Raw genomic sequence first — 15069 nt, 5'->3', positions numbered from 1 at the left:
CAAATATGTTCACCGTATACGCCCCGTTGGGAACGGTAAAGCGATAGCCCATCTCGGGCGCACTGCCCGGATCCCATCTTTCGTTCGTGAATATCGATGCATACGTGCCCGCATCCATCCAAGAGGGTATGGAACCGTCGCGAAGACCATAATCGAGTACTGGGTTAGTACCGCCAACGTTGCCCGCGGTTACCGTATAACCGCCGCCAGTGAACAGACCGTTGGACGTTGCCCCTGCAGCCCAGTCAGGACCGCCATCTGTGGATGCGACCGACGGACCAGCTGCGTTCAACCGGTAATGGTAAGCATTTGTATTGGTTTGTACCCCAGTAGTTTCAAACTTCCATTTTACACGACCAGAACCATCGTTAGCAGCGACAATAACATTACCATCTGCCATTGCAGTTAAATATTTTGATGTTCTCTTATTGATGATAAAAAATGAGTCATCACCTGCATCAAGAATTTCCCAAAGTTGAGCATCGGAATTATTGCCTTCATATTGCCACACATTACTACCGGTCATAGGACCAAAACCTGCAACATCTAAGTACTTTTCACTATGTACCGCTTTAAATTCATAGTATCCTACCGTAGCATTATCAAATTGAAAATGTTGCCAATCTTCTTCTTGATATTCTTGATGAACAATATTAACAGAATTTGAATTTCCACCGTTCAAAACTTGTAACGTGTTATTGGTAGCAACATTAACTATACGATATATACCGCTATCAGGAGGTAATACGCTTGGTTGTAAACTATTGATCCAACTTTCTAATAATGCTACCCCAGCATCATCTACTTGATTTTTAGCCAAGGGAGGCATCATAATTCCTGGCTGAACACTAGCTGTACGATGATATAATATAGACTTTAATGCATCGCCCTCGTAAAGAATTCTTTCATTTGGATCCATATTTAAAGATTCATTAACTCCAGCGGTCAAAAGTCCGGTTTGTACCAAAGTACGATCTAATCTTAAATCGAAATTAGCTCTATTATCTGTACTAGGGTTATGGCAGTACGCGCAATTTAAATCTAAATAAGACCTTGCTCTATCCTCTAAGCTACTATTGACATTAGAAATTGAAGTATGGGTAATATAATCTGGAGTGTCAACATCTGTTATAGTTTGGTCCAATATTCCCAATGCGCTCAGTGTCACCAACTGATTTCCTATGCTACCACCCAGCTCTACATAATCATAATTTTTGTTTAAATTTTTTGTACGCGGACCTAAAGTACCACCGCTTGACGGGTTATGACAACTTAGACATTCTCCTTCTGATGGAAAATGCCAACTTATTTGCCTAGTTGCACCACTTATGGTGGTTATTGTAATATCTTCTTCAATAGAAGTGTCTACTAAATAGGCTTCAGTTTGTGCCTCGTTCCATTTATATGTTAAAAAGTAAAATTTACCCTCAGCATCCTTTATAGAAAATCTTGTTTCAACTTTTCTCGTTATTGAAAGATTTCTATCATCTATAGGATAATCAAAATGTTTTATTAAAACGGTACCGACAGGGAAATCCCAATTATCATTTTCTGAAAAATTTATTTTTTCATTAGCCGTGTTATGAGAGCCGTCGTTAGGAATTGCCATCCATCTACTTTTAATAGCTCCATCAGAATAGAAAGAATCTATTAAGTCATAGGGAATAAAACCTTCACGAACATCTAAATTAGCCACTTCACCAACAAAAATTCCAGTCTCTGTTAATGTTTGTGGAGCAGATTCTATAAGCGATTTAGATTTCATCTTATACAACTTAACATTCTCTCCCTGCTTCAATAGATATAGTTCACCGTCTTTATCTTGCCCAAAAGAAACAATATTAGTAGGTGCAAAATTGCCTAAAAGTTCATAAGCACCATTGTTGACATCTACAGACCAAATTTCACTACCTACACCATAATCTGCACAAATATACTTACCGGTTAATTCTGGTATGTCGCTACCTCGATACACATACCCACCTATTATCGCATTTGCATCTGTTCTGGGAAAGGAAACCAAAGGTCTTGTATGCGGCATATTATTATATAATGATGGTAAACAATTTATATTAGGACCGTCAAAACCTTCGTAAAGTGGCCAGCCGTAATTTTTACCAGAAGAAAGTACATTTATTTCTTCATGACTATCTTCTCCTACTTCACCAATGTAGAATATACCTGTTTGAAAGTCTTTTGTTAACCTATGTGGATTTCGGTGACCTATCGAATAATATTCTTCAAATACAGAACCGCTAGCATCAACAAAGGGATTATCATTAGGTATCGTATAATATAAACCAGAAAACTCATCACTTTCCCCCGCTTCAACACCTAACTTACGTAGTGGAATATGACTTCGAGAAAGATCCATATCAACATCTATGCGAAGCACACCACCGTCAAGATTTTCTGAAATTTGTTGTGCATTTATATATGCAGCTTGATCCCCTGTAGAGACATATAAATAACCATCATTACCGAACTCCATACCGCCACCCCTATGTGTAGTATTAAACATTCGTCGTTTAATTAAAGTCATCCTACTATTTTCTACAAACTGCATGGAAGTAGCATCAACCTCGAATTTCTCTAATATCAAATAATTACCATGAAATCTTTCTAAGCCACAGGAAAAAGACAGTGGTTTTTCTAAGGTTTTGTCATTTGACTGTGTAGTGTAATACACATAAACAAAATTCTTGTTTACACCTGAACCAAATAATGGATGTATACTTAAACCTAAAAAGCCTCCATCCCAAACCTTACCACCAACTTCGGAAGACAAATCGACTAACAAATTTTTTTGGGCTACGTTCTCATCATTATCAAACCAGAAAACCTTACCATCTCGTTGACCTACTACAATATTATTTGAGTTAGGAACAATATTAAAGTTCAACGGAGTATTGAAATCTAGATTTGTAAAAGCAACACCATATGGCTGTGAACCTGTAGGTAAAGGATCAAAGTTTGTATCGCTTAGTAAATTGAAAGGTTTTGATTCTGTAAGTCCTGAGCCAAAAAACAAGGGAACAAAACCTGTTAATAAAACAAATGAAGAAACTAATAAAATTATACCCCTGTAATTCTTTTTCATAGCGCTGAAGACCTTTAATGATTATAGGGGAATTCAAAATTATACTATTTTTTGTGACTAAAATTTAAGAAGTTAAATAATCGATAAACGACAATTTATTTACGACTAATGGTATGTTAGATTATAAGAAAATCAACAAATAAACTTATAACTATTTCACCTACAAACAACTAAGCATATTTGTAATACAAAGAATATAGAGATATAGGCTTTTTACTACATCATTTCATCTTCAGGATTACCTTAAACTTTTTTTGCCCCCTTTTGAACGAATATTTTTAATAGTGGAAGAATTCATTTCTTTATTTGTTACTGCGTAATTTTGCGCTTCAAATATTATGAAATGAAAATTGACCTGCGAAAATCCGCATTTTTAAAATTTCTAGTAGTTGGTGGTTTTGGAACAATTATCAATATTAGCTTTTACACTATTTTCGTAAAATATGGAATTCACTTTATAGTAGCATCTTTATTGGCATTTGTAATAGCCGTTACTAGTAACTATTATTTTAATTCTATATGGACGTTCAAAAATAGGGCCGTTCACAAAACAAAGCTTAAAAAGTATTTTGAATTTATTAGTATAAGTGGTTTAAACTTATTGACCAACCTAATTATATTGTCTATATCTCTTTGGATTCTCAATAAGAATATGAGCTTTGGTGAGTTTCTATCAAATAATTTAAGTTTTTTACTAGAAGGTGACGCGGTTTTTTATAATAAAATTATTTCGCAAGTAATCGGCATTGGATTTGCTACAATATTAAATTATTTAGGAAATAAGTTTATCACTTTTAAAGAAGACCCCCAGAACACATTCATAAAGCCATAGAACATGAAAAACAAAATATTAATCATAGTACCTACCTACAACGAAATAGATAATATAAAGATTATCTTGAGGCAAATCTATGAACAACAAGAGTATATTGATCAAAACAAATCTATTCATGTATTAGTAGTTGATGACAATTCACCAGACGGAACGGCCGACTTAGTTAAAACGTTACAATCAGAACTATACACAGGTAAATTACATCTTTTACAACGTGAAGGAAAGCAAGGCTTAGGTACGGCCTACATTGCTGGTTTTAAATGGGCCATTAGCAATAATTACGACTACGTATTTGAAATGGATGCAGATTTATCTCATAACCCCAAATATCTACCTGATTTCTTAGAAAAAATAAAAACATCAGATTTAGTTTTGGGAACTAGGTATATGAAAGGTGGTGGCGTTGTAAATTGGGGAAAGCATAGAATACTAATTAGCAAAGGAGGTAATTTATACTCAAAAATCATTTTAGGTTTACCTTTTAGAGATTTAACCGGAGGTTACAAGTGCTTCTCTGTTGAAGTTTTAAAAACCATAGATCTAGATTCTATTATTTCTAATGGATATGCTTTTCAAATAGAATTAACATATAGAGCTTACTTGAGAGGCTTTAAAATCACTGAAACACCAATTGTGTTTCATGATAGAGTGGCAGGTAAGTCTAAATTATCCAACAATGTATTTACTGAGGCCGTAAAGAACATTATACTTTTAAGATTAAAAAAGAACACCCTTTTAAAGGAGTTTAACAACTTATCTAAATCATATAGTACCGTAGAGTCTATTAAAGGTTAATTAAAATTAGAAATTATCAAACTTGTATTGCCTCAATAATTATTGAAGGAGAATAAAAAGGTTTGGTACTAATTTATAAATCCTCTTTTACCATGTAATCATGGTGCAGGAGGATTTTAACTTTTAACAAAATCAGCTTAGCGTATGTGTTATAGAAAATTTACTTTTCTAAACCCTTAAGCTTATAAAGCATGAATCTATGAATTTCTTCTTCATAGTATTGATTTTTCTCCATCACCAATGTGTAATTTGCCTCTAACAGTTCGTTAGCATAGGGTTTGTCTGCATTCGCTCTTAGGACAACAAAATCAATTTCTTTGTTTCTTACATACGAATTAAGTGCATCTACATCAAAAGGATATACGTCATAATCAAAATTATGTTTCATGTAGTAAAAGGTTGTAGGCTCAATATTAGCTGTATTATAAACACCCATATCCAGAAACATATAATTCAACAAAGTAGGATTTGAATATTCATTAATGTAATCTGCAAATTGATATTGAAACAACTCGTCTTTGGTATAATCTCTCATATAAGTATTATGATGATTAAAATTCATAAAAGCACATAAGATTAAAACAATACCAATAGAAAAATAGTTTGCTTTATTTTGAATTATATTCTTAAGGCTATCTGGTAGCATTTTAAGAATGAATAATATACCCAAGAATACAAATGGTGTGAATATTTGAAAATAATAATCTAGTCGAATTCCCCCGCCATATACTGAAAGAAACAGAAAAAGAAAAGGTACTATTATTGCCAACTTAACATTCTTATTTGATTCTACTTTTTGGGTCAACATAAAGCCAATTAAACCTCCAATAAACAAAATTCCAAATACCGGATTTTGTCTAAAATAAACAAGAATAATTTTTCCGATAATAGTTACCAAATTCATTAACATTCCGTTAGAACTAGCATAGTATTTTATGTTGGTAATAAAATACACTTCTATAAAATCAGAAAGTCCGTCAACAGAATAAAAATATACTAACCATGGTATACCTGATAAAACCATTCCAAAAAGAAATACCATACTAGCTTGAAAAGCTCTAAATATTTTTTTATCGATAAGCAATGTGAACAGTACAACTAACATCCACCCGAACCAAAAGCCAATCATAGAGTACTTGATCCAAATTACTGATCCGGCCAATATGCCATTAACCAACAACATTTTAAATGACATCAAACTCCTATTACCTTCTTTTAAATATCTTATTAAATAAAACAAACTTGCTCCGAGTAACGGGATACAATATTCTTCAGCACTATCACCATGAACAAAATTAGTTACATTAACCATGAAGAATGCCAATAAAATAGTTGACAGGCTGGATAATTGCGCATTGAAGTACAATCTAAATATTCTTCTTCCAAAAAACAGGAAAAATGCAAACGCAATAACTTCCATCAGATAAATTCCAATAAATGTATTATGAGATATTAAAGAGCCTACACCATGAATTAAATATAATGTGGGTCCTTTCTGTTCAAATATATCTTTATAAACCACTTTACCATCCATCATACTCTTACCGACCGTAAAAATAGCGTTTGCATCTACCCAATCATTTAAAGGATAAATTGGAGAGGATTTAGAAGCAAAAAATAAGAATATACCCGAAATTAAAACGGTAAAAACCAACGTCTTAATGAAATCTTTTTTGATATTCATAAACTATTATAAAAAGTAAAAGTGACTATATTACGAGATATAGCCACTTTTATTGTGTTACTTAAGAATATATTATTTATTAATTACTAACCTTTTAGAGATTGGTTCTTGACTTGTCATAACCAATGTTATCACATATACTTCATTATTGAAAATTGCAGTTGAAATTCTATACTTATTATCTTCTGCAATTTCTTCAGGTATATACCTTCTAATAAGCCTACCGCTCATATCATGAACCATAAGACCAATAACATCATCCGTATTAAAGTCTCCTGAAAAAGATACTTCTACAAAATCAACAGAAGGATTTGGTGACAATACTACTTCGAAATCATCATTTTCAAGAACTATATTTTCATTTAATACCTGTAGCGTAATACTAGCTTCATCGGTTAAACCCTCATCATCCGTTACAACCAGAGTTATGGTATATGTACCAGCCTCCAAAAATGTATATGACGGATTAACTTCATCTGACGTACCACCATCTCCAAAGTCCCAAGTGTAAGAAACTATGTCTCCATCATCACTAGATTGATCACCAGTGAAAACTATTTCTTCTAAGGCTTCACCAACTTCAACATTAGATGTCACCATCGCAATTGGAGCTAAATTAACACCACCAGTAACGGTAATTTCTACTATAGATGTCCCAGTTAACCCTTCACTATCTGTCACAATCAATGTTGCGATAAACGTACCTGGCGTATTATAAATGTATGTGGGGTTCGCTTCTGTTGAAGTTTCACCATCACCAAAATCCCATTCATATGAAACTATCTCATTTACACTTGTTGATTGATCTCCAGTAAATGACACAACCAATGGAGCATCACCACTAGTTACATCAGCAGAAGCTACAGCTGTAGGGTTTTCTACTACAACACCACCAACGGTAATCTCAATAGTAGATGTTCCTGTTAACCCTTCACTATCCGTAACTATTAATGTTGCATCAAAAGTACCCGGAGTAGTATAAGTATATGTTGGGTTTGCCTCTGTTGATGTATCACCATTACCAAAATCCCAAGCATATGAAACAATCTCATTTACACCTGTAGATTGATCACCGGTAAACTGAACCTCTAAAGGCGCTTCACCTTGTGTCACACTAGCTGAAGCAACAGCAACAGGGGTTTCATCTACTGTTACTATAATCTCAACAGTCGTAGTATCTTCCAAACCACCAGCATCAGTTACTACCATAGTAACTATATAAGTACCTTCTGTAGTAAATGTATACGTTGGGTTAGCCTCTGTTGATGTTTGCCCCATCTCAAATGTCCATAAATAAGATACTACACCTACATCATCAGTTGATTGATCACCAGTAAATTGCACTTCTAAAGGTGCATCACCTGTCATTACATTAGAAGAGGCAACTGCAACTGGAGCTTCATTGTCCGCTGTTACTGTAATATCAATTGTTGTTGTACTCTCTAGTCCTTCTATATCGGTAACTGTTAACTCTACTGTATAGACACCTATATCATTAAAGGTATAAGTTGGATTAGCCTCAGTAGATGTTTCACCTGGCTCAAACGTCCATAAGTAAGATTCAACCCCTACATCATCTGTAGACTGATCTCCAATAAATTCAACTTCAAGAGGAACAATACCACCTGCAACATTTGAAGATGCAACTGCCACCGGAGCTTGATTAGGCGCGGTTATTGTTATTTCTAATGTTGTTGTGTCTTCTAAGCCTCCTTCATCAGTAACCGTTAAGGTAACTTCATAAGTCCCTTCTGTTGTAAATGTGTAAGTAGGATTTACAGCAATAGATGTCTCGCCAGGTTCAAATGTCCATAAATAAGATTCGATACCTACATCATCTGCAGACTGATCACCTGTAAAAACTATATCTATAGTAGCCTCACCACCGCTCAAATTGGAAGATGCATTAGCAATAGGTGCCCCATTTACCTCTATTGTAAGAGCATCGGCAACATCTGTATAACCATCTCCATCTTCTATTGTTAAAATAACATCGTATGAACCGCCATCTTCGAAAATGTATTCTGGATTAGCCTCATTTGAAATATCACCATTGCCAAAATCCCATAGATAAGACACTATATCATTTTTGTCATCGGTAGAACCAGTACTAGAAAATTGTACTGTAAGGTCCTCATTACCTGTTAGAATATCTGCAGTTGAATTTGCAACAGGAGCAAAACCTGTATTTAAGAATTGCCATCTATAGATATCCCCACCGTTATCTTCATCAACATATACGTTACCATTTACATCTTCTGTTAAATAATAACCACTTAACTTACTTATTACATGATAGGTATTATTACCGGCATCAACAATTTGCCATAATTGTGCATTTGACCCATTAAAAGTATACTGCCAAATATTAGCACCTGGATCAGTATTAGAAAACTGCACATCGAGGTATTGATCAGCTGTATGTAAAGTTCTTAGGGCATAATACCCATCTCCAACATCTTCCAATTCAAACTCTTGATAAGCTGCCCCATCATAAGCACCAGTTTCTAAGTTCGTTTCTTGAATTAACCCTCCATTTGCAGCTCTTATAGTATTCTGCGTCTGTACGTTTACAAGTCTATATTCACCAACTATTGGAGCACCATTGTCACCACCATCATTGTCATAGTTTAAACCTTTAACAGTTGTACCAAGTCCTTCGTAATTTGTATCGACAACAGGGTCAACTACAAGCACATCAAATATTAAATCTTGTACTCCATCGACAATAGCATCATCAACACCTGTTACTACAACCGTTTGTGGCGTATCCCAGTTTGTTGCATCGAAAATTAATTGCGTTTGATCCAGCGTAAATTCATCAGCACCAAGTACCACATTAAATTCAAGAACAACTTGACCATTAGGCGAAGTATTCAAGGTTACATTAAAAGAATCTGTATCTAAATCTTCATCAACAACTACAACATCTTTACTTACGTTAACACCGGCACTAGCAGGAGTACCGATAGGCAAGAATGTCCATTTAAAAATATCTGTATTCAGATTAGCAACAACTTCAATATTACCTTCTGGAGAAATTCTAAGATAGTTACCAGTAGATTTACTGATTATAAAAAAAGTATTATCTCCATCGCCAGTATCAACTATTTCCCAAAGTTGTGCGTTAGTACCATTAAAATCATATTGCCAAACATTGACACCAACTCCAGCTCCTATACCAGCAACATCCATTGCTTTCAAACTATGTTGTGCAATAAATGAATAGTAACCAGCACCATCATAGTCAATTTCAAAATGCTCATTATCAACACCTTGGTAAGGACCTTGCTGAACGTTAGCCTCATTGTCTAAACTAGATGCCAAAACTTCTAGAGTTTGTCCGCTATTTTTGTTAACTATTCTATAAATACCTGGGTTTGGTGGTGCTACACCACCACCATCGTTATCAGAATTAACTCCATCTAATATTATCGTAGTACCAATATAATCAGCATCTATAGAATTTTCATTCGCTCTAATTTGAATTTGAAAATCTTGAGGACCATCTACATCTACATCGTCTACCCCAGTAACATCAACAGTTTGCGGAAGGTTCCAATTAGCATTAGTAAAAGTCAATATCGCCTCGGACAATAAAATTTCATCAGCATTTAATATTACTGTTAAATCTAACTCAACATCACCTGTAGGTTCAGCGCCAAGAGAAACTTGAAACTGTGCTATATCTTCATCTTCGCTAGTAGTAAGAATATCAACATCGAGAACAATTTCTCTCTCAACAACAGCACCTATATCATCAAATCTCCATTTAAATATATCGGTTCCATCATCATCTAGAACTGCAACGTTACCATCTGTTTGTACGCCTAAATATTTTCCAGTACGAGAATTTACAATATGGTATTCATCATTACCAACACCTAACACTTCCCATTGTTGAGCATCACTACCATTACCATCATACTGCCATACATTTACATTTTGTGCAGCTCCAAAACCAGCTACATCTAAGTATTTATCACTGTGTACTGCACGAAGTTCAAAATAACCAGCATAAGCATTTTCTAATATAAAATGCTGACTATCTACACCTTGATATCCACCTTGAAGGACATTAGCAGTATTGTTAGTAGCACCACCATCAACTTGTAAGGTTTGACCTGACTCCACATTAACTATTCTGTATGTACCCGTATCAGGTGCAGCTAATGGTTCTACTAAACTGTTGATCCAATCTTGAAGCATAGCTACACCTTGTTCATCAACTCTATTTTTAGCCAATGGAGGCATCGCTTGACCTGGAACAACACTATTTGTTCTATGCCAAAGCACTGATTTATTGGCATCGCCAGCAAATACAATTTTTTCATCTGGTGTTACACCCAACGGTTCATTAACACCTGCAGTCAATAATCCTGTTTGATTTAATGTTTTAAACAATCTTAAATCAAAATCACCACGGTTATTTGTACCCTCTTGGTGACAATAAGCACAATTTAAATCTAAATATGACCTTGCCTTATCATCTAAAGTTCCATTTACATCGTTAATTGAAGTATGAGTTAAAATACCAGGGGTATCAGTATCTGTAATAGTAGCGTCTAAAATACCTAATTCACTTAGCGTAACTAATTGATTACCAACTACACCACCTTTATCAGCGTAATCATAGTCGGTATTTAAATATCTTGATCGAGCGCCAAGCGTTCCTTGAGATATATCATTATGACAGGTAACACATTCTCCATTATTTGGAAAGTGCCAAGTATCTGTTCTCGTACCTCCTCCAACTTCAGTTACCAATACTGGCTCATCTAAACCATCTTCTTGTAAAACAGCATCGGTCTGCGCTTCATTCCAATTATAAGTCACAAAATAAAATTCACCATCACTACCTTTGATAGAAAATCTGGTTTCCATTCTTTTAACAACACTTGGATCATTCTCATCAATTGGATAATCAAAATGCTTGATTAGTACACTACCTACAGGAAATTCCCAAACACCATCTTCTGAATAGGCAATTTGTTCTGCTGGAGTATCATGTGTTCCATCATTTGGTATTGCCAACCATCTTTTTTTAAGAGCACCGTCTGACCAGAAAGGATCAATACCTTCGTAAGGTATAACACCCTCTCTAACGGTTAAGTTGGTCATATCAGTAAAGATGCCTGTATCACTTAAATTTTGAGGCAGATTGCTATAGTTAGTAGCTTCTGGTGATCTAAGTTTATATAACTTAACACCAGCCCCTTGACTAAGAATATACAATTCACCATCATAATCTTGACCCCAAGATACCATATTACCAGGAGCAAAATTTCCTAAAGAAGTATAGGTATTATTTGCTCCTATATCAACCTTCCAAATTTCACCACCTACACCATAATCACCACAGATATATGAACCAGTAAGGTCATTATAATCTTGACCTCTATATACATAACCACCAATTATTGCATTTGCCTCTGCCCTAGGAAACTGCACTAAAGGCCCGGTATGCGCCATGTTATTATATAACTGAGTTAAACATACATCTCCTGCATTTGTTCTTGGTGTATAAGGGGCATTTGCCTCAAATAAAGGCCAGCCATAGTTTAAACCGGGCGATGCTGGATCCACAATATTAATTTCTTCATGACTATCTTCACCTACTTCGCCAATATAGAATATACCTGTAGCACTATCTTTGGTCATTCTATGTGGATTTCTATGACCTAAAGTAAAATACTCTTCAAAAACTGCCCCTGAACCATCATTAAAAGGGTTATCGTTAGGAATATAATATCCTATACCAGAAAATTCATCAGCCTCCCCTGCTTGGTTACCAAGAATACGAATCGGCGCATGACTAGTAGTACCACCAATCATATCAACATCTATACGTAATACACCACCATCTAAATTCTCATCTATTTGTTGTGCATTAATATATGCTGCTTGATCACCTGTTGTTAACCATAAGTAGCCATCATTACCAAACTCCATACCACCACCACGGTGCGTAGTATTATATAATTGACGCTGAATCATCCTTTCCCTTGTATTTGGCACGGCAACCATTGTTGCTGGATTTACCTCGAATCTTTCTAATACTAAGTAATTCCCGTGAAACTTCTCTTCACCACAATAAAAACCGAGTGGCTGCTCTAAAGTTGTGTCGTTAGATGCAGTACTATAATAGACATAGAAAAAGTTGTGTACTCCATCTCCAAAATCTGGGTGAATTGACAATCCTAAAAATCCGCCATCCCAAACTTGTCCTCCGACAACATTTGATAAATCGATCACCGTATTTTTTACCGTGGTATTATCTGCATCGTCAAACCAAAATACCTTACCGTCTCTTTGACCAACAATAATCTTGTTCTGACCCGGTACAACATTAAAATTCAAAGGTGTATCAAAATCCAGATTTGGATAAGCAACCACATAAGGATCTTGTGTAAAACCTGTATTAGGAAATACACCATCCAAATAATTACCAATAGGTTCTGCTTCTGTTAGACCTGGACCAAAAAACATTGGGCCAAAACTCATTCCAACTGCAGACATTACTATGACCAAAGAAGTTAGGGCAACATTCTTTTTGTTCTGTAACATATTCTTGTAAGAAACTTTTCTCATTTTAAGACTTCTAGGTTAATTCAAACAACAAAAAAAAACAAATTTACCGTGTTCAAATATTAATATCGTTCAAAGGGGTTTATTTACGATATAGTTCAATTATACAAATTTACCTCAACCTATAATCATTCAGAACTTTTTTTAGATAAAAAAGTAATAGAAGACAATAAATAAAATTATATGTCGTTTTTTTGTACAACTTGGAGGAATGGCAGAGTGGTCTATTGTAGCAAGTAATGTATTTTACTTGTAAGGTTAACGCCTTCGAGGGTTCGAATCCCTTCTTCCTCCGCAAAAAAAAGCCTGATCGCATCAGGCTTTTTTTATTAAAATTTAATATCGATGACTACGAAATTGTTAGATGTCGATTTTATTTACTAGTTAAACCAATTGTTCAGAAAAAAGATATCTTTCTCTCAAATAATGTTCATTTTTGAGTAAATATTCATAATCAATCTATGTCCGAAAAAATTTCATTTATCGGTGCCGGAATCGCTACAAGTTATACCTTAATTCCATTGATAGAAAAATTATTAATGGCTACTAAGAAAGTAGATTTATACCTAATAGATAAAACAGATAATTTCTACAGCGGTATTCCTTATGGAAAACAATCTGGAGAAGCCGTATTACTAATTAACGATCTTAAAAGTTTTATTCCGATTGAATCACATAGAACGAATTTTAAAAATTGGTTAAATGAAAATTTAAATGAATTATTAGAAACTTTTATTTTTAATGGTGGTGAACTTTCAAAAATTTGGATAGACAATAATAAGAAAAATATAGACACCGGTGATTGGGATGACTTATATGTACCTAGATTCTTTTTTGGCAAGTATATAAAAGAACAGGTAAAAAATCAAATCACAAAAGCAAATAACTCAAAACACATTACTCTAAAGGAAATAAAAAATGAAGCTATTGACCTTCAAAAAACTGAAAATGGTTTTGTTATAGATTTTATTGACAAATCTACTTTAGAATGTGATAAAGTAATTTTATCTGCAGGATCTCTTCCTAATAAAAAATTATTTGAAGATAAAAATAACGTCGCATCCACTTTAAAGTATATCAACAATTTGTATTTGCCTACAATAGAAACAAATATAAAAGAGGTTGTAAATGTTCTCGCCGAAAGAAGTAAAAAAGAGCTTAATTCAAATATTTTAGTTTTAGGCGCCAATGCAAGTGGCTTAGAAGCAATTTATAGAATATTTGACCAACCACAATTTAAACAAGGCACAAATACATTTACATGTTTATCTACCCATGGCACTATGCCTGATGGTCGTATAAATCACAATAAATTAACTAGTTTTAGCACTGTTAACTTAGACAGATTAAAGGATGCTAAAAATATTACTGCAGACCAGATTGCCCTGGCTGTTAATAAAGATTTAGACCTCGCCGATAGTATAAATTTAGGAGCAGCCTCTACAGTTGGGGTTATTTCTAAAGGTTTTGGTAATTTATTGCCTAAATTGAATAAAGATGAGTTAATAAAATTTGCTTGTACTCATGGAAATCAAATTGGCAGAAGACAAAGATGTGCGGGTGTTCATTATTTATCCGTCATCGACCAATTAATGGAAGAGAAAAAATTTACTCAAATTAAAGGTAGATTTCAAAACTTAGAACTCGAAAAAGATTACTTCAAATTAAATTTTGACTCACCCGAAAATAATGATTCGAATCAGAAAGATAATTTTCATATTGTAATTAATTGTCTTGGTAGCATTAATTTAGAAAATGAACATATTCCTGATTTATTTAAAAACATCTTCGACAAGAATCTTGCGACTATAAATGATTCTAAGATTGGAATTAAAATAAATGAAAATTTACAAGCTTCTGAAAATCTTTATATCGCAGGACCTATGCTTGCAGGAAATTTAATTAAAGATCGCGCACTTTGGCATCTAGAGCACTGTGGACGAATTATTTGGAGCAGTGAAATATTAGCTGATAAAATTTATAATGCTCTATAATTTTGATAGTAATTACTTCTAAAAAGTTATTACTAATAATACATATAAGATTTAATTGAGTTAAAATCTGGTC

At 34.2% G+C, this 15069-nt stretch carries 6 protein-coding genes and 1 pseudogene; 4 read left to right on the top strand and 3 right to left on the bottom strand.

What is annotated here, in order from left to right; translation table 11 throughout:
* Nucleotides 1-3100 (bottom strand): PQQ-dependent sugar dehydrogenase (locus DFQ03_RS13200; RefSeq protein ID WP_208295925.1); only part of this gene is annotated, 3100 nt, incomplete at its 3' end.
* A 343-nt stretch (nucleotides 3101-3443) separates the two neighbouring features.
* Between DFQ03_RS13200 and DFQ03_RS13195 the strand changes: the two genes are divergently transcribed.
* Complete coding sequence (locus DFQ03_RS13195; RefSeq protein ID WP_133673651.1) at nucleotides 3444-3932, top strand: GtrA family protein; 489 nt, start codon at nucleotides 3444-3446, stop codon at nucleotides 3930-3932.
* Between the two features lie 3 nt (nucleotides 3933-3935).
* A complete protein-coding gene (locus tag DFQ03_RS13190; RefSeq protein WP_133673650.1) occupies nucleotides 3936-4730 on the top strand; it encodes a polyprenol monophosphomannose synthase in 795 nt (264 codons plus the stop codon).
* 160 nt (nucleotides 4731-4890) lie between these two features.
* Here the strand turns inward: DFQ03_RS13190 and DFQ03_RS13185 are convergent, their stop codons facing one another.
* Nucleotides 4891-6414, bottom strand: coding sequence for an MFS transporter (locus DFQ03_RS13185; protein WP_133673649.1), 1524 nt, complete (start codon nucleotides 6412-6414; stop codon nucleotides 4891-4893).
* Between the two features lie 72 nt (nucleotides 6415-6486).
* A complete protein-coding gene (locus DFQ03_RS13180; protein WP_133673648.1) occupies nucleotides 6487-13005 on the bottom strand; it encodes a PKD domain-containing protein in 6519 nt (2172 codons plus the stop codon).
* A gap of 202 nt (nucleotides 13006-13207) precedes the next feature.
* Between DFQ03_RS13180 and DFQ03_RS18850 the strand changes: the two are divergent.
* Nucleotides 13208-13297: pseudogene (locus DFQ03_RS18850) on the top strand.
* Between the two features lie 166 nt (nucleotides 13298-13463).
* Nucleotides 13464-14996 (top strand): FAD/NAD(P)-binding protein, encoded by a 1533-nt coding sequence (locus tag DFQ03_RS13175; protein ID WP_133673647.1) that lies wholly within the window; start codon nucleotides 13464-13466, stop codon nucleotides 14994-14996.
* The last annotated feature ends 73 nt before the right edge of the window (nucleotides 14997-15069 follow it).

It is taken from the genome of Maribacter caenipelagi, from assembly GCF_004364175.1.
GTDB classification, from domain to species: Bacteria; Bacteroidota; Bacteroidia; order Flavobacteriales; family Flavobacteriaceae; genus Maribacter; species Maribacter caenipelagi.
The sequence above is the reverse complement of the archived record's forward strand: the minus strand, read 5'-3'. Positions and strand labels throughout refer to the sequence as shown.

Coding starts and splice junctions, on each gene's coding strand:
- DFQ03_RS13175 (WP_133673647.1), top strand. CDS start 13,464: ATGTCCGAAAAAATTTCATTTATCGGTGCCGGAATCGCTACAAGTTAT.
- DFQ03_RS13185 (WP_133673649.1), bottom strand. CDS start 6,414: ATGAATATCAAAAAAGATTTCATTAAGACGTTGGTTTTTACCGTTTTA.
- DFQ03_RS13180 (WP_133673648.1), bottom strand. CDS start 13,005: ATGAGAAAAGTTTCTTACAAGAATATGTTACAGAACAAAAAGAATGTT.
- DFQ03_RS13195 (WP_133673651.1), top strand. CDS start 3,444: ATGAAAATTGACCTGCGAAAATCCGCATTTTTAAAATTTCTAGTAGTT.
- DFQ03_RS13190 (WP_133673650.1), top strand. CDS start 3,936: ATGAAAAACAAAATATTAATCATAGTACCTACCTACAACGAAATAGAT.